This is a genomic window from Agrobacterium genomosp. 13 str. CFBP 6927, assembly GCA_900012615.1.
In the GTDB taxonomy this organism is placed as follows: domain Bacteria; phylum Pseudomonadota; class Alphaproteobacteria; order Rhizobiales; family Rhizobiaceae; genus Agrobacterium.
Genome location: LT009757.1, coordinates 1415248 through 1437872, shown reverse-complemented (window position 1 = coordinate 1437872; position 22625 = coordinate 1415248). Strand labels below are relative to the sequence as shown.

Sequence of the window (22625 nt, the reverse complement as noted above, 5' to 3'; positions counted from 1 at the left end):
GAAAATTTCGGAAAATGATCGGTTCAGAGGCCAAAGAACTCCATGTAAGACAGGCATTAGTCTTAAAACTGTTTCATGGATTTCTTTTACGAATAGTCTTTCTTACATTTTTGTTCGTGACAGGTTTCGCAGCATTTTCTTCACCTGCATTTGCGCTCTCGTCTGCCTGCGAGGCATTGAATAGCAATAGCGGAACCACCTCATACTCAAAAGTGTTCAGCGCCTCGGATTTCCAGGCTGGGGAATCGGTCACCGTATCATTTACGGACAACGGCACAGACCCTAAAACCGTGCCGGAGATCAACTCCGGTCAGATAAGACTGAACAGTTCGGACAGCAGCACGGTTTTCTACCGCTACTCCACCTACACGGGCTCAGCTGGAACATATTCAGGGAGCCATACCGCACTCAGCACGAGCGGCCTGGCCATCACAATTAACGCAAAGAGCTTTCTCAGCGGGATTACAATCGTCTGTTCGGCTCCGATTTCGGAACCAACGTTGGACAGCGTCACGCCCGATCGTGGTACAACGGCAGGCGGAACATCCATAACCATTACAGGCACCAACCTGACCGGTGCATCGGGCGTCAGCGTCGGCGGCGTGGCGGCAACGGCCGTTACTGTGGTTTCGTCGACCAAGATCACCGCGACGACACCGGCGCACGGAGCGGGTCCATTCAACGTCGCGGTCACGACGCCGGGTGGGACTGCCGTCATGGTCAACAGTTTCACTTATGTCGCAACGAATCCGCCTGTCGCCAATGCCGTGTCGGCAAGCGTTGCAGCCGACTCTCGCGACAGCCCAATTACCCTTAATATTACAGGTGGTTTGGCAACCACCGTCTCAGTCGGAACCCAGGCAAGTCATGGCACGGCAACAGCATCAGGGACTGCGATCAGCTACACACCTGACGCAGGATATATCGGTTCGGACAGTTTCACTTACACCGCCACCAATGCCGACGGAACGTCCACGCCAGCAACGGTATCTCTCTCTGTTGTGGCGCCGGAACCAACTCTTGACGGTATAAGCCCCTTCTCTGGTCCAACCACCGGCGGCACGTCAGTCACTATCACTGGCACCAATCTAACGGGGGCAACGAGCGTCAGCATAGGCGGTGCGGCCGCCACGAACGTCACCGTTGTTTCGCCGACCAAGGTCACCGCAACGACACCTCCACATGTGGAAGGTCCCTCGAACGTAGCGGTCACCACGCCTGGCGGCACAGCTGTCATTGTCAACGGCTTTACCTACGAGGCAGCGCGAATAGCCATTTCACCGGCGAGCGGGACATTGGCTAACGCGACAGTCGGAGCAGCCTACAACCAAGCGCTTTCATTGACAGGCGGAGCGGCGCCGTTTTCGTTCGGAGCATCGGGATCTGTGCCTGCAGGTCTCGCCGTCAACCCTGCAACGGGAACGATTTCCGGAACGCCGACGGACGCTGGGGCATACGAGTTTACGATCACGGTCCGTGATGCCAACAATCTGACCGGCGCTGCAACCTATGCGCTGACAGTCAATCCGCCGCAAACGAGCTTTGTGTTTACGCCATCTGCCGGCGCCTTGAAGGAAGCTATGGCGGGCGAGGACTACAACCAGACGATCAGCGCGAACGGCGGAAATGACCCTCTTGTTTATGGCCTTTCAGTCGGAAGCCTGCCAAACGGTTTGGTGTTGAACCTGTCAACCGGTGAACTGACAGGGCCGCTGACGGCAGATGCAGAAGAAAAGGATTACGCCTTCACGGTTCAGGTGCGCGACCGCAATGGAGCGACCGGTACGGCGAGCTACACGCTCTCTGTCAAAGCTCGTGCCGTGACTGTGACTGACAAGGTCGTCAATGTCGAACCCGGTTCGTCACCTGCCGATGTGTACCTTAACCGTGGTGCCACTGGCGGGCCGTTCGTGCAAGCCGAGACGACCTTCGTAGAGCCACCAAATGCCGGAACAGCGACGATTATTCAGGGGCAACTGGCACAGAGCGGTCCAGTGACGACACCGGTTGGATGGTATCTTCAGTTCACGCCCAACCCGGCCTACAAGGGTCAGGCCCGTGTCGGATTTAGACTGACCAGCGCGCTCGGTATTTCCAACACCGGCACAGTGACCTACAACGTCGCCTACGATGCCGAACAGGTTGCTTCCGACACTGATCGGTTGGTACGTAGCTTCGTCCAGAGCCGTCAGAACATGATTTCGTCGGCGATCCATGTCCCGGGCCTGCTGGAGCGTCGGCGCATAGCTGAGGCTACCGATCCTGTCACTGCACGCATGACCCCGTCCGAAAACGGCATGACACTAAATGTCTCCACCAGCCTCGCGCAGATGGAATCAGCACGCGACAATGCCGATGGTATTGCTGGCGGTTTCTCTTCCAATTTCAATATCTGGATCGATGGCGCTTTCCTTGCTCACAACGACAAGGACGCTAATGGCGGCAAATGGGGTAGCTTCGCCATCCTCAATATGGGGGCAGACTACCTCCTCAACGAGAAGGTTCTGCTTGGTCTCTCCTTCCATTACGACCGTATGACCAGCCCAACGGACGAAGACGCGGAATTGAAGGGCAATGGCTGGCTCGCCGGTCCTTACGCGTCCGTTGAAATCGGTAAGGGCGTATTCTGGAACGGCAGCCTGCTCTATGGGGGTTCATCCAACGACATCGATACGCGGTTCTGGGACGGCTCATTCGATACCAAGCGCTGGATGGCGGATACCTCGATCGAAGGCCAATGGGATCTCGGCAACGATGCGACGCTGACACCGAAACTCAGGGCCGTGTACTTTTCGGAAAAGGTCGAGGACTACACGATCGGAAATGCTGCCGGCGATACCATCACGATCGATGGCTTCGATGCAAGGCAGTTCCGCGTCAGCCTCGGTGCCGAGATTGCCCGCTCCTTCATCCTTGAAAACGGATCAGTGATCAAACCCAGTTTCGCAGTAACGGGAGGCGTTGCCGCTCTTGACGGCTCCGGCGCCTTCGGCACGGTTAAAGCAGGCCTGTCAATGCAAACGGTCGATTTGTGGACACTCGATGCGAGCCTGCTCTTCAATATAGAAGGTGAAGGCGAGAGATCTGTTGGCGCCCGGCTCGGCGCAAGCAGAATTTTTTAACCTGTAAGTGTGCCCGGCCTGAGAGCCTTTAAGGGTTTCATCGATCAATGGAGCAGTATCTGATGTCGGATGGCGACGAGAAGGGCAGCAGGCACAACGATTTTGATAGTCGTTATGCCGCATTGGGCGAACGCTCGCGCGAGCATGTCATCAGACGGACGGAATTGGAGTTAAATGAAGCAAGCAAGGAGCTTCAGGCAAGGGAAGCGCAACTGAAAAAGGAGGCTGCTGATGACCGGGCAGCCATACTTGCGGCCGTACGAACCACAACACCCGACCTGACTTCTAGACTTGTCGAGAAAATGGACGAGCTGGGCGTCAAGGATCACGAGTTCACAGAGCGCGACAAGACGACGCTCATGAACCTTGCAAACCTTCAGCTCGCCGATAGCCAGGATTTCTTCGACCTTAACTCGGCTCAAAGAGATGACCTCCTTGACCGCGTCGGCTTTTATCGCGGCATTTCGATCAGTACGGATTCAGCAAATCAGGTTCAGGTGGGGTTCAGAGACGTCCTGAAGCGCTCTGACGAAAGAGGCGCGTCACAAGGTAATCCAAGTAAAGACGCGCTATTGCAAGACCTGTCGGTCAACGTCGCCAAGCCTCTCTATAGAAAACCTGCATTTGCAGGCTATTTCGAGAACTACTTCACATTTTCGGAAGCAGTACACCAAAATCAAAAAAACGGTGTTACGAATTTAAAGTTCTCCTTAAGCGCAAGTGCGGGTTTGGCGGTACGGGGCGGCGTTGGCGTCGGCGCTGCTTATGGCCAGCAAAACCAGACCAATGACGGCTCGGTCGGCAAAGAGGTCTTTATAACATCGAATTTTTTCCTTCCCCGCATCGAGCTGTCTTTCGACGATCGCGAACCCTGCGCCAGCAATGAATTCATCAGCGCTTGTCAGGATGCAGTCAAAAATTACGATAGTGCTGACGGCAAGTTCACAGCCCTCAAGAGAGTGCTCGAAAAGTTCGGCCATTTCGTACCAACAATGACCCTGATTGGCGGACGCCTTTTCGCGACCGAAAGCAAAAAATACGATGGCCTGCAAACGACCAGGAACGCGACAGAACGCTTTGCGGCTTCTGTGAAAGCCAATCTGAAAACAGTTTCCGCGAATGTCGAGAGCGAGGTGTCGGCGGAGCGCTCCGAGCAGATTCAGTCTGACGACAAGTCGAAGGACGAAAGTCAATCCTCGACCTTCCATGCAATGGGGGGAGAAGGCGGGCTGGTTCAAGACGCCGCTGGCTGGATACGTTCACTCTCGGACTACCGTCGATGGAGCGCTGTGCAGCGTGAAAACCTGATACCGAGCATTGATGTCCTCCCGCTCGACCTCAAGAAAGATTGCTGGTCGGTGTTGAAGACATTTGTCGCGATGCGCACCAAGCGCGAACTGTTGTTCGATGAAGATGCCGCTTTCGTATTTTACGGGGACTATGCCTCTGAACTCGAGGATCTGGCGGTGGAAACGTGGTTCGTGGCGCAAAACGAGGCGCACCTTACCGCAATGACCATAAGCGATAGCTCGCTTACAGATGGAGTGGCGATCGGGCTGGCGCCCGTCGAACCTCTCGATCTTCAAACGTGGCGCATCAGCCCGGACGGACATTTGATCGCTTACGTTACGCGCACCAACAAGCTGAGAGGGCGAGGACGTACGGAGTTCGCGGTCTCGCTGGATGACTTCGATATGAAAAAACCGCCGGCTCAAATTCCGGTTGTTTTGCGTCAGCTCAACCAGACCGAACATCAAGTGTGGGACTACACCGGCGCCGGAACCTTTCAGTGTGCGACGGTAAAAGGAAACTATGTACTTGCCGTGAATGAGAAACAGCAATTGGTTGCCATGCCTAGATCAACCACTGTGCGTCGAAGCGAGGTATGGGATCTGACGGAGGTTAGTCCCGCGACGCTCAAGAAAAGCGCGACTGCCGCTGCGGCCACGAGAATTGCCGGCTGGTTCAAATTGCGCGCCGGAAACAACGCTCATGTACTCTCCATTCGCAACGCAGAGGACGGCAACCTGCAAACGGCCGCCGATGGCGGCGCCGTTGTTATGCTTCCTGATATTTCAGGAGCCCACCAGCTCTGGATGATGACTGACGAGGGGCAGCTGGTCAGCCGTATCGACGCAGCAGACGGCGGAATTCGAAACAGATTGCTTTTGACAGTTGGAAGCGATGACGTGCTTTCTGTCAAAACAAAGGCAGCCGGTGAACACCAGCGATGGGCATTAACGAGTGAGGGATTCTTAAAATCGGTGACCAGGCCGGATAAGATCGCAACCGCCGGCGGATCGGAGCGCATCAGCCGCCTCGCATATTCCATCAGCCTGCAGGACCAAACAAGCGGCTCTCGTCAACGTTGGAGTGCTCTTCAGCACGAAAACACGGACAAAAACGCGTTAGTTCTTACCTGCCCCAAGGACGGAACCGTTCATAATCACAAAATATATTCATTTGCCAGCATCTCGCTCCCTGTCTTCGGCAAAATTCGCGGCATGCGGCTAAATGCATATAACAGGGGCGTAGGACGGGATGGCTGGGGCCTTAGATGCGAATTGTTTGTGAAAAGAGAGAGTTCCAGCGATTGCAGGTGGATTAGCGTTGACCGTGACCTAGACGAGGATAATTCCGAAGAGGTGAGCTATATCTGGAGCGACAAGAAGAAAGGCGACTGCTATTTCGAACAAGCGCTTTTATATCTTCCCTCAGATGACCTTACCGAGTTTAGGTTCGCCTTTGCCCCAGGCTCGAGCGTCCTAACCCCCATGTATCGTACCGCGGCGAAATCTGACTGGATATTCTCCGATCCATCGGACTACGCCTCGTCATCGAGTGCAGACGATGTAGTCGTTTCAGATCAGGCGGTGATCGCAGATGACGAAAAAACGGTTGTCGCCATTGGCTTGCATTGGGATCGCCGGGCCAACTTCCTGATGCCGAAGCTCCTCACGCGATAGCCTCGCGAACTGTGATCAAAAATATTCTCACATCCGCAACATCGAGATGATCTACCGGGAAAACTAATGGAATTTTCCATATTCACTTGGAATCTTGAGAAATATAACACGAACAAGAGCAACACGGCCGCCAAGCTGATATCGGATAAAATACTTTATTCGGTGAAATCAGACGTTGCGAAAGAGAGGCCTTTTGTTGGAACATTGCTTGAGGTAAAAGCAAAGGATAAGGCTGATGCTACCGAATTGCTGCAGTCAATATTGGACAACCTATCAGACATTCCCGAATTATTGGGACAGGCAGTAGAGCTGGGTGGGCTAAATCATACCCGCGAATGGATAATTTGTCTCTATAGCCGAGTGGACGTGACAGTGAGCTGGCTGGACGCGGGGGTAATCCTCGAGCGTAGAATCAATGAATCAATCATCAAATCTGCGCTGCGAATTATCGACAAAATCGAGCAGCGGCCAAGACACCTAGTCCGACAAATTCAAGCAAAAAAGACTGCGGAAATGGCTCGCAACTACGATAAACAAACGGAACGAGGGGAATCTCCAGTAAAAAAAATAAAATCTGATTACAACCAGTCAGAAAATCAAAAAGACTCCGAACCTTTTGAAGACGAGATATCAGATAATAAAAAAATGCTTTACGATAGCATTTATTACGTCAATACTGATCCAAAGTTCGACCAGAATAATACAGAAGGAAAATATAAGGCAAAAATTTCTTTGTTTGACAGCATAAAAAAAGCTGCAATGCGCTTACACGGTGATGAAAAATACTCGGAATTTGTTAAAAATCTCATTGAGAATCACGCTACTTTTTCAAAACAAGATTCTGAATGGTATCGAGACGGTATTTTGATATCCGGGACGTTTTCTGACGGAAGCACAGTAAGAATAGCTTCCGCTCATCTGCCTGGACCAAACCATTCAAAGGTCAAGGAAATAGTTGAATCGTATTTCGACGCTGCAGCAGCGAGAGGCGCAGACCTGATAATTGGCGACCTAAATGTGTACGGGAAAATCGAGCACTTTGCTTATGAAGACAAGACTGGTGAAGTTCGGAGGACGACCGTAGGAACAAAAGAACAACGCAATGGCAGAAGACCGCTTGACAGAGTTTTCCTGAGTAAAGCGTCTAGTCAATTAGACGTACGGAGGACGGTCGCTTATCCGCCTCCGAAGAAACCCGCGAACAAGCTAGCACCCGTCGTCACGAGGAAGAAAACGGTTGCAAGTTCAAACTACATTTCGGATCACTTTTTGCTCCGGGCGGTGGTTCGTATGGCGCCCCCTCCGAAACGACAACTGGTTTAGGAGGTGACTGGTATCTCCAGTGGCCTCGGCGGCGGCGCGGCGACTTCTTCGCCGCAACCCGGATATCTCAGCCCTTAACAATCATCAGGGTCCAAGGCGTGGCAATGGGCGTGACAGCGATTCGGCTCTTGCGGAAAGCCAGCGTTCTCGCAAGACGCATCCTTATCATGTCGACCTTTGTCGAGCAGCGGGCGTCGCCCCGAAGCAAGCGAAATGGTTGGCTGACACCTGGCGATGACAGGTTCGCCGTGACAGGGATTGAACCTGTGACCCCTACGATATCGACCTAGTGCAAATACACCTGCCAGAGAAGGCTCCCACTGAAAACCCATCGAACGTCGAATACGGACTCAATGGCTGAAAGAATGTTTGGGCGTAAATTGGGAGATTTCCCCCCAAAAATACTCAACGCTCTGCCTTGTCAGTCCATGATGGCGGCAATCCGACCTGGGAGGCTGCAAAATCCTTCAGTCCAGGTGCTCGGCCGAATTTTTCACAACCATGATATTTGGGCTTGCCACCAAGACCGGACTTCAGCTTCTGAGACGAAGGCAGCTTCGGCAGGCCTTTAAATGGAGTTTTCCCCGTAACGAGCATCTTGGAGAAATCGTTGCCAAAACTGCTAGCAAGTGAATAGGCGTCACCAATCTGCGAAGCGCGAGGACTTGTTGTCAAGGCATTTGCACCCTTTGCCCACACCATCGCGCCGAGTTGTCTGCCGTCGCTCGTCGTAGCCTCCGCCTCAACGGAAAGCCCTCCGAGCCCCATTGGTATTCTCGGCACTGGCACAGGAACTACGAATGATGCCCCAAGCGACGTCGCTGTAGACAAGCCAGCGACCGTGGGGTTTGTTGGCACAATGCGGGTGACCGTCGCATGAACTACCAGGTCCGCATCTTCTTTCGTATCGACAACCTGAAAACGATCACTGACACCGACACAGAGAGAGCGGCTGATCGCGTTCGCAACGAGTGCGCGGTCCGAGGCGTTTCGTGTGGACAGAGCAGCACCCGGTGAAACCACAGTGGGTTCTACATATATGGTCCGGACGGTGGCAAGTTCCCTGGCGGAAGCTTTGAACTTCGTTTTTCGCGCAAGCCCGTCTGCCGATGTCAGCCCATCGTATGAGGCTAACGTATTTGCCTGCTCGATTGGTACAGATGCACAGCTGGTCACGAAAGATACAGCGAGAATAGGTAAAAAGGTCCGACCCATAAACACATATGGCGGTTTACCGGAAGCTGTGACGCTACGGGAGTTTGACATTTCTGTCTCCTGTCATTTTTGTGAAGCAACGACCGACGCCGTGATGGTGCCGGATGGCTCGGATGGAATGGTCGTGAATACCGGCTTGTCTTTCCAGAGTGAGCCGGTGACCATTTTCGCGTATCCGAGATTGTAGACAGCGCGCATGTAAGCGGTGTTGAAAGGATCCGTCATGGAATAGGAGACCGGCACGTCGATTGAGGCCATGCGAAACCGGACGCCGGTCTTTTTTGCATAGGCGTAGGTAGCCAGCAGAGCGCTACGGGTCTGTGCTTTGATGAGGAAGGAACTGGCGCGCGCCATGACGAGAAAGGTGTTGTTCGTGGTCATCGCGAACTCTGGCATCAACGTGTTGTTCACGAGGATGTACATGTTGAATTTCTGCCCCGTTGGCCATGCGCCCCTGTCAGCATTTGCGATCCAGCCTTCCGGAAATGCAAATATCTGCGAAGCGGACCCACCGTCGGAATGCATTTCCTCGAATACCTGTCCACCCGAACGCGCCTTGATAAGCACCGCCGGATAAAGGCCGGGGATACTGGCCGAAGCGATGAGAATATCCTGGAAAAGCTTCAGGGCGTCAGTCCTGTTGCTGTTGGCGATGGCGCCCATGTTCCAGATTACCGCTCTCTGGGAATCAAGATTGGAGGTCAGCACCAACAACCGTCGTCCTTTGCGATGCTCGGCCGCGATTTTCGCCAACACCTCGCGGGTCATGTACCGTTCGACCATTCGTCGAAGGGGCTCCTGCTTCAGAAGACTTGGACCAAGCAGGCCCCTTGGCAGAAAATCCATGTCAACCAGCTTTTCAGCGACACCACTCGTATACAAATCGACAAGCGTGCTATCGTATTCGGAGCCAAGGAAGGCGTAAGGAGCGATAAGCGCGCCTGTGCTGACGCCACTGACGATGTCGAATTCGGGGCGCCCTCCCACATCAGACCACGCCTTCAGGGCTCCAACGCTGAAGGCGCCACCCGCCCCGCCGCCCGACAGAACGAGGTAATTAATTTCCTTGTGTTTTGAAGCGGGAAGCCACGCGCGATCATTCGGCAGGTTGTCGCTTGCATCCGCATAAATGCGAATATCCGTAAAGCCGTCCACCATCGCCGCCGATGCAGCATATGATCCATACGGAATGCGTGTCGGAGACATGCAGCTGGTAAGAAGACTGAGAGCGAACAGAAGCAGGAACAGACGCATATTCGTCACAACCACCTATTGGCCATGATGGAAGCAGGAAACGACCTTTACCCCGTCGCTCGCATCTTCAATGGCGACTGGCTTGCTGACGCGGTGTGTGTTTGAAAAGATTTGGTAATTCACGCTCTCGAACCTCAGGAATATCCCTGCGGACATAGTCCCGGTTTCGGCATTGCCTTGGATTTTCTATTGTTAAGAATTGTTGGGCCGTAGCATCGAGACCAAGACCAGATGCTCAGAACACCGACACAGACCGTTTCCTCACAGACCCGGCGTGAAATACCCGCCGTAAAAGTTCGAGGAAGTCATCGACAAAGGTAAAGATGACAGGGATCACAACCAAGCTCAGAACAGTAGAGGTGATCAGCCCGCCAATGACGACGATTGCCATGGGCTGGCGAAAGCTCGGGTCACCGCCACTTAAGCTCAGCGCCACAGGAAGCATGCCGCAACCCATGGCAATCGTTGTCATGACGATCGGCCGGGCACGCTTATGACATGCGTCGACAAGCGCCTCGAAACGGCAGAACCCGGCCCTGCGCGACATGATCGCATATTCGACCAGCAGGATAGAATTTTTTGTCACTACTCCCATCAGCATAAGCAGCCCAATAACCACCGGCATGGAAAAACTGGTTCCGGTCAGTATCAAAGGCAGCAATGCGCCGCCGAGAGAAAGCGGAAGTGCCATAAGGATCGTCAGCGGCTGCAGGAAATCATGAAAGAGCAGTACAAGAACGGCATAAATGCAGAATACGCCGATCGCCATCGCAATGGCGAAGCTTCCAAATAACTCGGAACTACGTTCCAGATCACCTTGCTCAATGAGCCGAACGCCATCGGGAAGGTTCCGCAATGCCGGAAGGGATTGCGCCTCGCTATAAACCTCACCAAGAATACGGCCGTTGAGCTCTATTGTCAGCGTCACATTTCGCGAGCGGTCAATACGATTGATTTCCGAGGGGCTTCCGCCCATGCGAATATCGGCGACCGAACCGAGATCGACACTGCCCCTTGCGCCGGCAATGCGGAGGCTGGCGATGTCATCAAATGTCATGCGATTGGATGGATCGAACCGCACACGAATAGAAAGCTGGCGTTGAGGAAGATTCATTTTTGCAAGGGCGGATGAATAGTCACCACCTGTCGCAATACGCGCGGTGTCGGAGATCGCTTGCGGCGTAATGCCGAGAGCAGCTGCGCGGTCAAGGTGCGGGATGATCTGGATTTCGGGAGCCTGCAAGGAGGCACTGGATGTAACCGCGCCTATCCCTTTCAAGGCCCTCAACTGCTCCTCCAAAGCCGCAGCCGCCTGCTCAAGAAGGTTGGAATCATCACTGGCGAGCGTAATATCAAGCGTTCTGCCGCTGCCTCCGGCACCCACCTCGATCCTTGCCCCCGGCAGCACGGCAAGTGCCTGGCGAATATCGCCCTCGATCTCGTGCTGCTTACGCTTTCGCTCACCGATCTTTTTCAGATCAACCACGAGCGTGGCGATTGCGGTGTCACTTATCGTTGAGGAATCTATCAGATCACTGGAGGTGGCGCTTCCGACAGAAGAAAACACTCGGGTCACATCAGGCATATCGGAAAGAATCTTTGTGGCGCGCCCCGTCAAGGCGTCAGTTTGCTCGATCGCGCTGCCCGGTGGCAGTGTCAAAGTCACCTGGGTCTGCGCATCGTCCGATGCGGGAAGAAAGGCTGAACTCAGCATCGGTATCGTCGCAAGCGACAAGCCGAGAAACAGGCACACGCACAGCAAGGTCGCCATTCGATGCTGAAGACATGTTTTGACGAAGGAGACATAGGTTTTCATGATGCGCCCGTCTTTTTGTTCGACGGGATGCACTTTCATCATGTAGGCCGCCATCATCGGGGTCAGCAGGCGCGCAACAACCAGCGAGGCCAGCACGGCAACGGATGCGGTTACACCAAACTGACGGAAAATAAGGCCTGGAATCCCGCTCATGAACGCCGTCGGCAAGAACACGGCAACGAGCGTCAATGTGGTTGCAATAACCGCAAGACCGATTTCGTCTGCTGCCTCAAGCGCAGCTTCCCTGGGCTTTTTTCCCATCGATAAATGTCGTGCGATATTTTCGACTTCGACAATCGCATCATCCACGAGAATTCCAACAACTAGCGACAATGCGAGCAGCGTCACGGTATTGAGACTAAAATCAGCAAAATACATCACGAGGAACGTGGGAATGACAGACAGGGGCAGAGCTACAGCGGAAAGGAAAGTTGCCCGCCAGTCCCTGAGAAACAGCCAAACCACGACGACAGCAAGAATTGCGCCCTCGTAAAGCATGTGCATCGAACCCTCATAGTTCTCAATGATGGGGCCGATGGTGCTATTGGCTTCAACAATCTCGACATCGGGATTGACGGCGGCAAAATCCTTCATCGCCCTTTGCAGTTCTTCAGCGACGCCGAGATCCGAAAACCCGTTTGAGCGCTTGACCTGAACGGCAACGATACGTCCACCGTTGAGATAGGCAATTGACGAACGCTCAGCGAAACTGTCTTTTACGGTGGCAATTTCACTCAGTCTGACCCGCGCGCCGCCCGGGAGTGGTATGGCAAGCGCTTCCAATTCTTCAATAGACGCGACGGCGCCAAGTGTGCGGATCGATTGCGTGCTCCCACCAATTTCCCCACGGCCGCCGGATGTATCCGCCTGTACCGATCGAAGCTGTGACGAGACTGCCGCCGCACTGAGCCCTAGTGTTGCCATGACCTTCGGATCAAGGTCCACCTGCACCTCGCGATTGACGCCGCCCACCCGACTGACTTGTCCGACGCCGGAGACGGCAAGCAACGCCTTCGTCATCTCATTGTCGACGAACCAGGAAAGCTCGGTTTCGTTGAGCGTGCTGGAGCGAACCGCATAAGTAAGCAAGGGTGACCCTTGGACTGTTATTTTGGTGACGCTCGGCGTGGTCATTTCCGAGGGAAGGTCGCCGCTCGCGCTATCGACGGCATTACGCACCTCGTTCAGGGCCTCCTCACTGTTTTTTCCGATTTCGAACGAGACGTTGATCATGACGCTGCCATCCGAGATCGTCGTCGTGACGTGGTCGAGCCGGTTCAACGAAGCAAGCTTGTCCTCAATTTTGCGTGCGACCTCAGTTTCCAGCTGTGCTGGCGCAGCACCTTCAAGGGTCGCGTTAACCTGAACGGTTGGCACATCCATGTCGGGAAAATTCTGTACTGCAAGCCGATCAAAGGCGAGAAGACCGCCAACAGTCAAAAGAATGAACAGCAGGATGGCCGGAACGGGGTTGCGGATCGACAGAGAGGAGAAATTCATCGCACTTCACCTTCGACGCGTACGACGGCCCTGTCCGACAGAAAAGCGCCGCCGGACGAAACCACCTTTGCGGTATTCTTCAGACCAGACACGATTTCGACTTCGCCGTCATTGCGACGCCCCGTTTCCACACGAATACGAGAGGTGCGTCCGTCTGTGTCGACGGTGAAAACATATGCGATGCCATCACGCATCACGAGCGCGGTTTCTGGCAAGGTAAGCGCCGTTATGGTCTCGAGTTCAATCCAGCCGGTGACGTAAAGACCAGAAGTGTTTTGTGCGTCTCGCGGCAATTCGACATACACAAGCGCCCGGCCAGTATCGGTGCTTATCGTGGGACTGACGAGACGGACAACGCCTTTGACCAGTTGACCACCGGGTTGGGCAATTCTGGCAGGCAGCCCCTCTTTTATGCGGTTAAGATACCGTGCGGACACTTCCGATTGCCATTCGATCTTCCGCTGGCGGATAATTCGAAAAAGTTCCGTTCCAGGCGAGACAACGCTACCGAGTTGCACTGAGCGCGAGGTAACCACCCCGTCATCGACGGCACGGATCGTCGTCTGAGCGAGTTTGATCCTCTGACTATCCAGGGCAGCTTCGGCGGAAGCAACGCCGGCAACGGCTGTTTGTTCGGCAATAAGATAGTCCGTTGCCTTCTCTTCAGAAATTGCACCGCTTTCACCCACCTTACGTGCACGGTCCGCGTTCGATTTCGCCTTGGCAAGAGCAGCCTGCGCCGACGCAAGGGCCGCCTCTTCCTTGCGAAGCTCAGTCCGCACGGTTTCATCTGTGAGCTTGACAAGCGGCTGTCCACGCGAGACGACCGAACCAACATCCGCAAGGACCTCCGTCACGCGCAGCCCGTTTGCTTCCGCCGCGATAATTGCCTCATGCCACGGTTTGAGCCAGCCGCTGGCCGGCACGGTCTCCGGCCACTGCCGCTGCACCGGTCTGGTCAGCGTGACTGTGAGCGTCGCCGCTTCATCACCTTGCGCAATAGCCGAGCTTGAAACGAACAGAATGTTCATGCTCAGAAAAAGCGCGAGCACAAATTTCATCGAATGCATCAGTATAAAGTTCCTTGTGGCTCTGCCTGAGAAGCATCGGCACGAGCGCGCGCCGCTTGAAGATGGTTTAGCGGATCGGGCGTGAAGTAAGGTCAAGTTCGGTTAAGTTAGATTAAGTCGAGTGTCCGCTGGCGTTTGTTTGAGCGGGAAGGCTCGCCGCGCCCGTGATCAATCCCGCTGACGAAAACCATAACCGACGCGATAAAAGAAATGGCCGGCCACGGCGCCGTTTTTCCGAACGACCCGCCGCTCAATCGGTCCGAGTTTTTCAAACTGCCGCTCCAGGCCGTCGGGAGAAAGAGTGCCCTCCTTCAACCCGTACATGATGACAACCCGGCCAATCGGCAAACGGTCACCCCACCAGAAGCGGTGCATCAGACCATTTCCGCCAATCAGATTTTCACTGGTGATGTCTTTCGAGATTGTCTGCGAGCTACGATAGAAGGCAAGTTGGCTCGCAATGCCATACGAATCCATCCCGACTAGCAATGGATTTTGTCTGGTCTCGGCGGTGATCTTGGCTTTGATCTGCTCTGCCCCTTCGACAAACTCCTCCCATGCGACCGGTAACCCGCGCAACGTTCCGGAATAACCAACAAAGGGCAAGCCGAGCGCTAGATAATGAAGGCAAAGCCCGCAAACCAGAACACTGACAGCAATGGCAACCTTCACGCCGGCGACGGAAGGCGGCACCGCCCGTTTCTGTATTGCACTCAAGAGGACATGCGCCATGCCGGGTAAAAGCGCGAGCCAGACAGGACCTGTCCAATTCAGCTTGACGCTATGAAACAGGCTAAAGATCAGGAACACAAAAAGCGGAACGACGCAGAAGACGAGACCGAACACGGCCTGCGCACGCTTCTCCCCTGCGGGACGCAGCAATGCTTTAAAAGCTCCTATTGCGAGCCCGACGCCGAGAGGACCAAGGACCGCTGCGATGAAGCCGAGGAGCTTGGGCGTCGAAAACCGGAGGTCTTCATCAAACCATCTCCGGCTTCCCTGAAACTGGAACGATACCCAATCGTTGGCCGCATTCCAGATTATGACGGGCGAAAAGACGGCAATGGCGAGTATCGCGCAAAGATATGGCCATTTCGTCAGGAACCAGCGTCTCGAAGACGGGTCGATGATCATGAACACGATGGTGGCGGGGCCTAGCAGAGCGATGGTGTATTTTGACAGGAGGCCGACACCTATGCAGATACCCGCGCCCAGCCACGCTCTTTTTCGGCTCTTCATCAATGCACGTTCGAGATAATAGAGTGCGCCCGCCCAAGCGGCAGCAAGAGGAGCCTCCGGCGTCGCCAAAAGGCCGATGGTGAAGAAGAATGGCAGACAGGAGATAAGAAGAAGGACGAGAAACGCTACGCTTCGTCCGTAAAGGTTCGCTGCCAGTCCGCATGCAAAAAGGGCGGTCATGAGCCATGCGAGCGCCGCTCCCGCCCGTACTCCGAATTCGCTATCGCCAAAGATCGCAGTGCCGGCCGAGATGAGCCAGGCGATCATGGGAGGGTGATCGAGATAGCTCAGAGCGGGGTGCTGCGCGTAATTCCAGTAATAGGCTTCCTGGGGCATCAGATCGACACTGCCCTGATAGACAATTTTCAAGACAAAAACGTAAGCGGCAATGGCGATGGCCGCCAGTTTCCACGGCACTGCGGAAGCGGCAGATGTCGCATTGCGGAAGACGTAAAACTCATTCCCAAGGTAGCTCACGATACCGCCGCCACCGATGCCCGCTAACGCTATCCAGAAAAATGGCAGGCCGAGATCGGCGCTTGTCGCGATGAGGCCACCGCGCATCGATAGGGCAAGCGCTGCGACGATCAGGAACCGAAAGAACCGTAGTTCATCGCGGCCGCGGCCTTCGAAAGACCATTTCGCGTTGGCAGCGTAGTTAAAAAGCGCGGCAAGGCAAAAGCCGCAGATGTGAGCAACCACGATATCTGCGCCAAATGCGCGCATTGCCGCAACGACAAAAAAATCCAGAACGAAACCAGCCATCCCTACCGAGGCGAAGCGGTGTATAGTGCCGCCCGATACCGTTCCTCTTGAGAAACGTACCAACTGTTCGAAATAGGCCGTAAACTGACCCAGACCAATCTTGGATGTCCCGTTGAGTCGATCCTGGAAGGGGATAGGTAGTTCCCTCACCCGCAGTGCGTCTCCGCCGGCAACCACCGCCTCCAATCCGATCTTGAAACCCTTGGCCCGCGCGCCCGTCGACAGCAGACGGTCGCGTCGGAGTGCGAAAAACCCCGAAAGCGGATCGCGGATATCAGTGAACGGCGCGGCAAATGCGGCGCCTAGACGCGACAGCACGCGGCGGTGCAGTGGCCAGTTGCTGACCGTTCCGCCTTCGACATAACGGCTTGCAACCGCCATATCGCAATCGCCCTTGGCAACGGGATAAACAATATCTTTTATAAATGAGGCAGGATGGCTTCCATCTGCATCAAGAACCACGATTACCGGATAGATCGCGCTCCTCGCTGCGACAAACACGTCTTCTGCAAGCCCTCCTGGCGCAGGGATATCGACAAGCCGCACGGCATGATGCCCTGCCATATCGCGGACGCGTTCTCGTGTGCCGTCGGTCGATCCCCCGTCCGCCACCAAGATCTCGAAATCAAAACACGGCGCAACCTCTTCGAGAACATCATTGATGGTTGTCTCAATATTGTCGACTTCATTGAGAGTTGGGATGATGATCGAAACGGCGGGACGCACTTGTTCAAGTTCGGACACGGCAACGTGTCCTCGGGCCTGATGCGCCAGGCCCGGCGATGCCAGATATGAAAACATTACATTCTCCAGGTAGGAAGCGATGACGCAATCGGCGGTTCGATGCGCTGTCGTCCGGACCTAACCGTTCTCATGACCTGGCGGTTTTAAGTGTTGTTAACGCACGCTCGGATTTGTTGCGGCCGGCTGCGCCGACGCCGGCAGTCGGCTTTTTGCGCGCCCTTGTGAAACCCGGCAGTCCCCGGTGAGCAGAGCCGCAATATTTCTTAATATCATCAAACACAAGTTCGCTGACTGCGCGGCTAAGTACCAGTTCCAGTACTGGGCACACATCCGGATTTATTCTTCATGTTTTTCTCTCATCGCCACGCGCAACTTCGCGGGGCAGCCATAACCTTTTTGGGAATATCGGAGGCTGCGCGAAAATTGCTTTGTTCTCTATCGGCGTCTTTCCTCGCGATTATCATCGTTTTAGCCCTCAACATGGGGCTGCAGCAACTCGTCGGGAACTTTCACGAGGTACTCGAAGGTGAGTTTTACCGATCCGCTCAGCCGGACGCCGAAGACATTGCAGACTACCGGCAGCGGTTTGGAATCAATACGATCATCAATCTCAGGGACGAGGAAAAGGGTGAGTGGTTCCGTATAGAGGAACAGGCCGCTCGCGAACATGGCATTACATTTATTCATATGCCGATGTCATCCGCTCGCGGCCCTTCACTGGAGGAGATGAGCAAACTTGCATCACTAATGACAACAGCCCGAAAGCCGTTGCTTGTCCATTGCGAACACGGCTCAAATCGCACTGGCCTTGCCGCCGCGATTTATTTGTCCAGGTCCGATGGAATACATCCTTTGCTGGCAGACCTGCAGCTATCACCTTTCTTTGGACATGTTCCGATCCCCGGTATCGGACGATACGAGATTTTCCGCTCATGGCGCGAATTTAGAGCGATCCAGTTCGAGACCAGCAGATAAGTCCTCACCGAAAGGACTTTCGATCCGGCCTGGCCTTCACGCCAGCGCCCTGGTCCCTCGCTCGAAACAAATCTTAACAACACAAAATCCATCCCAAAGTGAATAGGGAGCAATCTGACGTCTGCTGTGACGAGGCCTCCCAATTCCAACACCACCCAGGAGCATATGTTGTCTTCTCTAAAAAGAAATACGGGTTTGATCATGATGTCCGCACTCGCTCTGCCCCTGGCATTGCGAGATGTCGCAAATGCTGCTGACGTTAATGCAATGGATAGCGAGGCGACTGTACCGCCGTCCGGACAATTTGATGGCGAGCGCTTCGGCGGCTGGCGTGGAAAACTCCACGACTGGGAAGTCATGGTGGGGGCCGGCGCCATTTATGGTCCAAAATTCGAAGGATCCAAAGACTACAAGGTGATGCCGGTGCCTTTCATATCCGCCACCTTCAACGATTACCTGCGCATCAGCCCCGGCGGACTTTTCATTGATGCCTATAAGACCGAGAATTTCACCGCCAGCGTAAAGGGCGGATATGATTTCGGACGTGACGAAAGCGACAGCCCGCATCTACGGGGCCTGGGTGACATTGACGGTGGCGGCATATTGGGTGGCGTCATTGCCTATCGAATGGGTCCGGTGGAGCTGACTGCCGAAATTGACAAGACATTCGGAGGCAGCGATGGTCTTACCGGCAAGCTCGGCGCCGAGGTTTCACATTTCGCGGGCCAGTTCATGTTTTCCGCAGGTGCATCGGCAACCTGGGCAGATAAAAAACATATGAAATCCTATTTCGGCGTGACCAGTGACCAATCAGTCCGTTCGGGCCTCGCCACATATGATGCCGGAGCCGGTTTCAAGAGAGTCGATCTATCCGCCTCCGTAACCTACATGGTTTCTGAGAACTGGTTCATCCGGGGTCAAGCCGAGGTGGGCTTTCTCACTGGCGACGCAAGGAAAAGTCCTGTTGTCCAAAAGACAACCCAGCCCTCGGTCATGATGTTTGTTGGCTATAAATTTTAGCTCAGACATAATATAACAGGTCCCTAGAGAGCGTCTGATAGAGGCCAGACTGGAGAGCTTCAGTCTGGCTTTTGCGTGAATCAAAACCATTCATGGGATGCCGACGTGAGCATGAGCTTGCGCCATTTTAGAACGTGTTCTCAACCAAGGTATAGCGATGAACAATATCGCCTTCGACAAGACTCCCGCAGCAGTACCCGTCAGGATTCTGATCGTTGAAGATGATCGGGATATTGCCAGCATGTTGTTCGATCTGATGCGTGATGGCGGCTATGTTGCCGAGACTGTTGGATCCGCTATTGAGATGGACCGACTTCTGAAAAAGAAGGATTTCAACCTCATCATTCTCGACGGAATGCTGCCCGGCGAAGATGGCTTCAGCATCTGTAGAAGGATCAGGGCTGCAGGTACGACACCGATCCTGATGCTGACCGCGTTGACGGAAGAAATAGACCGGGTTGTCGGTCTTGAACTGGGTGCTGACGACTATGTTACCAAACCATTTAACTCCCGCGAGCTTCTTGCCAGAATAAAAGCGCTTCTGCGGCGATCTTCCTATTCGACGCAGGCTAAGCCGCCCGAAGAAGCCATGGCGTTCGCGGGATGGCGGATCGACCCCGTCACACGCGAGTTGACGGATGGAGACGGTGTCCACGTATCGCTCACGACAGCGGAGTTCGATGTTCTGTTGGTCTTTTGCCGTAACCCCCGCCAGGTTATGACGAGACAGGAAATATTGGTACGAACCCATGCAGGTTCGGCGGGACCGGTCGAGCGCAGCATAGATGTTCACGTCAGCCGTGTTCGCCAGAAGATCGAGCCCAACTACAAGGATCCGACGCTGATCAAAACAGTTCGCCTTGGCGGCTACATCTTCACCCCGGAAGTTTCCATCGTCTCATGAGTGCGACATTTCTCCAGATGGCATGTTCAAAGCCATCATGACGCTTCGATGCTCGACTTTAGCTCCTTGTTTTCGTGAGCCCGTTCTTATCGTCCCCCACCGTCTTTTTTGATTGGACGTCGCGTTTCACTTCTTGCGGCGTTATTTTTGTATTGCCTTGTGCCGGTAGGTTTATCTCCACCAGAAGCCCATGTGGCAGCGCCTCCGCCAGCCTCATATCGCCCAAATGGGCCTGAACGGTATCATGGACAATGGACAACCCCAGTCCGAAACCTCCACGATCACTCCGCGCGGCATCGAGTTTAAAAAAAGGCTCCAGAACGGCGGAGCGGTGTTCCGGAGGTATCCCCGGACCATCGTCCGATACCCGGATGATTGGAGCGCCATCTTCCGCGAAAGCAAGCTCCACAATCACGTTTTCAGCAAATTTGGTAGCGTTTTCGATCAGATTGGCGATTGCGCGCTTTAGTTGATGCGGCCGGCACCGGTAGGTGAAGCGCTTCGGTCCCTGATAGCTGACGGAATGCCCCATATCGGCAAAATCGTTGCAGGCGGTGACGAGCAGGCTCGGCAGGTCGACTTTAAGCAGCTCGTCGCGCGATTTGTCCCGCCGCAAGTAGGTAAGCGTTTCCTCCATCATCATCGTCAGTGAATCTATATCCGCCAAAAGCGCGCTGCGCAGTTCCGGTTGCGTGGAGCGTTCGGCTCTCAGACGCAAGCGGGTGAGCGGCGTGCGCAGGTCATGACTTATGGCACGCAGCATGCGTGTGCGCGCATCGATCATCGCCCGCACGCGGCTTCGCATGTCGTTCAGGGATCTGGCAAGGAGCCGGACTTCCAGAGCGCCTTTTTCCTCGAAAGGATGTTCAGGTCCATTCCCCGGATCAAGTTTTTGAGCCTCGCGCGCGAATTGCAACAATGGCGAAGCTATCATGCGGCTTCCAAAGAGAGAGAGGAGGATAACCGGTACAAAAACAGCGAGCGTCTTGAGAAAACCGGAAACCTGCCGATCCGTAATCCATGAATCGGAGACTGGAGGCGGCGGCACGATGGCAAGGGCGTTCTTATCGTCAAGAGTGACAAGAAGCACGTTCTTCAACGATTGGCTATCAATCGTACCACCAAGCTTGGCTTTGAGGTCGGACGGGAGATTCTTCAGTATCTCCGACATGAAGTCGTCGGTCACCGCTGGTTGCACGCCCCCAAAAGCTTCTGCGACAGGAACCTCATGAATCGCCAATCCACTCTTGGTCACGGCGTTGAGGACTTCGCGCCTCTCCTCTGTCGTGGCAGCGGACAACATCATGTCGCGAGCCATTTCGATACGCATGGCGACGGTGCGTGCTTGAGAAATGCTTTCCGAATCCTGCACCATCAAGCTTTCACTGATGGTCCCGAGCAGGACCAGCAACATCACCGGCCCCACGGCCAAAGCTACCAATTGCCTGTGAATGGACCCCGCCAAAAAACGCGCCAACATCAAAGGTACCCCTACCATAAGAGCAAATTTCCCGACGAGGCGAGGTGGGATCGTCTAGTTCCGGCGAATCTAAAAATCCGGCCGATCCGAAAGGATCTCAGAACGACGATTCCCTCGTACTCAAGGGAAAATCACCAATTTGCAGCCAACTCACTATGAGAAGAAATGCCACGCAATGTCACGTATATAGTTATTTTTATTTATTAACGTTGGATCAGGGAAGAACCGTAGCCACAGGACGAGATCTCAATGCCTCGTCCACCGCTTCACCAAGACTTGTCGTGGGACGCCCGATCAGCGTCGATAGGGTAGCACTGTCGTCACGCAGAATATTTTTCCGCAGACCTTTAGCATTGGTTTCGGCCAATATAGCGGCGAAATCCGCCGGCATACCGATCCTGTGAAAAAAATCCGCGAGCTCTGCTTCGCTGAGATCCCTGTATATCAAGGGTTTTCCAGTTTGCCGGGAAACCTCGAAGGCGAGATCATCCAGTGTGTGGGAAGTGTCACCTGCAAGCTCATAGATTTTACCTGTATGACCTTCATTCACCAACACGGCGGCGGCCGCGTCTGCGAAATCCCGGCGGGAAGCCCAGGATATTCTACCGTTTCCGACGGCGTCGAGCAAAACGCCGTTCTCAAGTGCGGCTACAGCGCTGAAAGTGTGATTTTCCCAATACCAGCCATTGCGCAGTATCGTGAAAGGAATATCGGAAATCATGAGAAAGGCTTCTGTTCTCCGATGATCCTCGGCGATTGGCAGGTACCATTCATCCACGTGCAGGATGCTCGTATAGACGATCCGCCCGACATTGGCCGCTTTTGCGGCGTTCACGACATTTTCGTGCTCAGCGGCACGTTTTCCGAAATCCGCGCTGCCGGAGATCAAGAGAACCCTTTCGACGCCAGCAAGGGCTGCTCGAAGCGCGGCAGGATCCCTATAGTCGGCAACGCGAACGGCAACGCCCAGATCGGCAGCACGAGCGGGTTCACGCACGATTGCAACGATGTCTGATGCCGGCAGTTTTTCAAGCAGGCTTTTAACGACTTTACGACCCAATTGTCCCGATGCGGCAGTGACTGCGACAAGCATATGCGCTCCTGATAAGAGAGTTTGACGGAGAATGTGATGGACCAAGACAGACGATGAGCCTCTCCCTTGCCGGTGTCGTGCACAGACCGCACAACGAACGAACGTGCTGGATCGCGGGCCTTGGCCCAGAGACCGTTGA

13 protein-coding genes are annotated in these 22625 nt (G+C 54.4%); 6 read left to right on the top strand and 7 right to left on the bottom strand.

The window, feature by feature from the left end:
* Positions 1 to 14 precede the first annotated feature (14 nt).
* The 3 genes from AGR13A_RS20895 (at position 15) to AGR13A_RS20885 (ending at position 7411) form a co-directional block, all read left to right on the top strand.
* Positions 15 to 3122: an IPT/TIG domain-containing protein gene (locus tag AGR13A_RS20895; protein WP_080839141.1), complete on the top strand. Its 3108-nt coding sequence runs from the start codon at positions 15 to 17 to the stop codon at positions 3120 to 3122.
* Positions 3123 to 3184: 62 nt separating this feature from the next.
* Positions 3185 to 6088 carry an MAC/perforin domain-containing protein gene (locus AGR13A_RS20890; RefSeq protein WP_167377608.1) on the top strand — a complete coding sequence of 968 codons (2904 nt, stop codon included), beginning with the start codon at positions 3185 to 3187 and terminating at the stop codon, positions 6086 to 6088.
* Positions 6089 to 6154: 66 nt separating this feature from the next.
* On the top strand, positions 6155 to 7411 hold the full coding sequence (locus AGR13A_RS20885) for a hypothetical protein (RefSeq protein WP_080839135.1): 1257 nt from the start codon (positions 6155 to 6157) through the stop codon (positions 7409 to 7411).
* Positions 7412 to 7816: 405 nt separating this feature from the next.
* Here AGR13A_RS20885 and AGR13A_RS20880 read toward each other — a convergent pair whose 3' ends face one another.
* The 5 genes from AGR13A_RS20880 to AGR13A_RS20860 all read right to left on the bottom strand — a co-directional run bounded on the left by AGR13A_RS20880 (position 7817) and on the right by AGR13A_RS20860 (position 17071).
* Entirely contained in the window at positions 7817 to 8677 is an 861-nt protein-coding gene (locus AGR13A_RS20880; protein WP_308400309.1) for a DUF3313 domain-containing protein, read from the bottom strand.
* Between the two features lie 12 nt (positions 8678 to 8689).
* Positions 8690 to 9880: a patatin-like phospholipase family protein gene (locus AGR13A_RS20875; RefSeq protein ID WP_080839133.1), complete on the bottom strand. Its 1191-nt coding sequence runs from the start codon at positions 9878 to 9880 to the stop codon at positions 8690 to 8692.
* 235 nt (positions 9881 to 10115) lie between these two features.
* A complete protein-coding gene (locus tag AGR13A_RS20870) occupies positions 10116 to 13196 on the bottom strand; it encodes an efflux RND transporter permease subunit (RefSeq protein ID WP_080839131.1) in 3081 nt (1026 codons plus the stop codon).
* Positions 13193 to 14227, bottom strand: coding sequence for an efflux RND transporter periplasmic adaptor subunit (locus AGR13A_RS20865; RefSeq protein WP_308400351.1), 1035 nt, complete (start codon positions 14225 to 14227; stop codon positions 13193 to 13195). Before AGR13A_RS20865 ends, AGR13A_RS20870 begins: the two co-directional genes overlap by 4 nt.
* 207 nt (positions 14228 to 14434) lie before the next feature.
* Positions 14435 to 17071, bottom strand: coding sequence for a glycosyltransferase family 39 protein (locus AGR13A_RS20860; protein WP_080839126.1), 2637 nt, complete (start codon positions 17069 to 17071; stop codon positions 14435 to 14437).
* A 288-nt stretch (positions 17072 to 17359) separates the two neighbouring features.
* Between AGR13A_RS20860 and AGR13A_RS20855 the strand changes: the two genes are divergently transcribed.
* The 3 genes from AGR13A_RS20855 (at position 17360) to AGR13A_RS20845 (ending at position 19913) form a co-directional block, all read left to right on the top strand.
* The gene (locus tag AGR13A_RS20855; protein ID WP_080839124.1) at positions 17360 to 17989 is read left to right on the top strand and encodes a fused DSP-PTPase phosphatase/NAD kinase-like protein; all 630 of its coding nucleotides are present in this window, start codon (positions 17360 to 17362) and stop codon (positions 17987 to 17989) included.
* A gap of 201 nt (positions 17990 to 18190) precedes the next feature.
* Positions 18191 to 19009 carry a MipA/OmpV family protein gene (locus tag AGR13A_RS20850; RefSeq protein WP_308400308.1) on the top strand — a complete coding sequence of 273 codons (819 nt, stop codon included), beginning with the start codon at positions 18191 to 18193 and terminating at the stop codon, positions 19007 to 19009.
* A gap of 157 nt (positions 19010 to 19166) precedes the next feature.
* The gene (locus AGR13A_RS20845) at positions 19167 to 19913 is read left to right on the top strand and encodes a response regulator (protein WP_080839119.1); all 747 of its coding nucleotides are present in this window, start codon (positions 19167 to 19169) and stop codon (positions 19911 to 19913) included.
* Between the two features lie 58 nt (positions 19914 to 19971).
* On the opposite strand, the gene AGR13A_RS20840 is transcribed toward AGR13A_RS20845, so the two are convergent.
* Positions 19972 to 21393, bottom strand: coding sequence for an ATP-binding protein (locus AGR13A_RS20840; RefSeq protein WP_080840378.1), 1422 nt, complete (start codon positions 21391 to 21393; stop codon positions 19972 to 19974).
* A gap of 214 nt (positions 21394 to 21607) precedes the next feature.
* Entirely contained in the window at positions 21608 to 22486 is an 879-nt protein-coding gene (locus AGR13A_RS20835; RefSeq protein ID WP_080839117.1) for an SDR family oxidoreductase, read from the bottom strand.
* Positions 22487 to 22625 lie beyond the last annotated feature (139 nt).

Bases quoted from the DNA above. Each gene is read 5' to 3' on its own strand.
- AGR13A_RS20895 (WP_080839141.1), top strand. From the start codon at position 15: ATGATCGGTTCAGAGGCCAAAGAACTCCATGTAAGACAGGCATTAGTC.
- AGR13A_RS20890 (WP_167377608.1), top strand. From the start codon at position 3,185: ATGTCGGATGGCGACGAGAAGGGCAGCAGGCACAACGATTTTGATAGT.
- AGR13A_RS20885 (WP_080839135.1), top strand. From the start codon at position 6,155: ATGGAATTTTCCATATTCACTTGGAATCTTGAGAAATATAACACGAAC.
- AGR13A_RS20880 (WP_308400309.1), bottom strand. From the start codon at position 8,677: ATGTCAAACTCCCGTAGCGTCACAGCTTCCGGTAAACCGCCATATGTG.
- AGR13A_RS20875 (WP_080839133.1), bottom strand. From the start codon at position 9,880: ATGCGTCTGTTCCTGCTTCTGTTCGCTCTCAGTCTTCTTACCAGCTGC.
- AGR13A_RS20870 (WP_080839131.1), bottom strand. From the start codon at position 13,196: ATGAATTTCTCCTCTCTGTCGATCCGCAACCCCGTTCCGGCCATCCTG.
- AGR13A_RS20865 (WP_308400351.1), bottom strand. From the start codon at position 14,227: ATGAACATTCTGTTCGTTTCAAGCTCGGCTATTGCGCAAGGTGATGAA.
- AGR13A_RS20860 (WP_080839126.1), bottom strand. From the start codon at position 17,071: ATGTTTTCATATCTGGCATCGCCGGGCCTGGCGCATCAGGCCCGAGGA.
- AGR13A_RS20855 (WP_080839124.1), top strand. From the start codon at position 17,360: ATGTTTTTCTCTCATCGCCACGCGCAACTTCGCGGGGCAGCCATAACC.
- AGR13A_RS20850 (WP_308400308.1), top strand. From the start codon at position 18,191: ATGATGTCCGCACTCGCTCTGCCCCTGGCATTGCGAGATGTCGCAAAT.
- AGR13A_RS20845 (WP_080839119.1), top strand. From the start codon at position 19,167: ATGAACAATATCGCCTTCGACAAGACTCCCGCAGCAGTACCCGTCAGG.
- AGR13A_RS20840 (WP_080840378.1), bottom strand. From the start codon at position 21,393: ATGTTGGCGCGTTTTTTGGCGGGGTCCATTCACAGGCAATTGGTAGCT.
- AGR13A_RS20835 (WP_080839117.1), bottom strand. From the start codon at position 22,486: ATGCTTGTCGCAGTCACTGCCGCATCGGGACAATTGGGTCGTAAAGTC.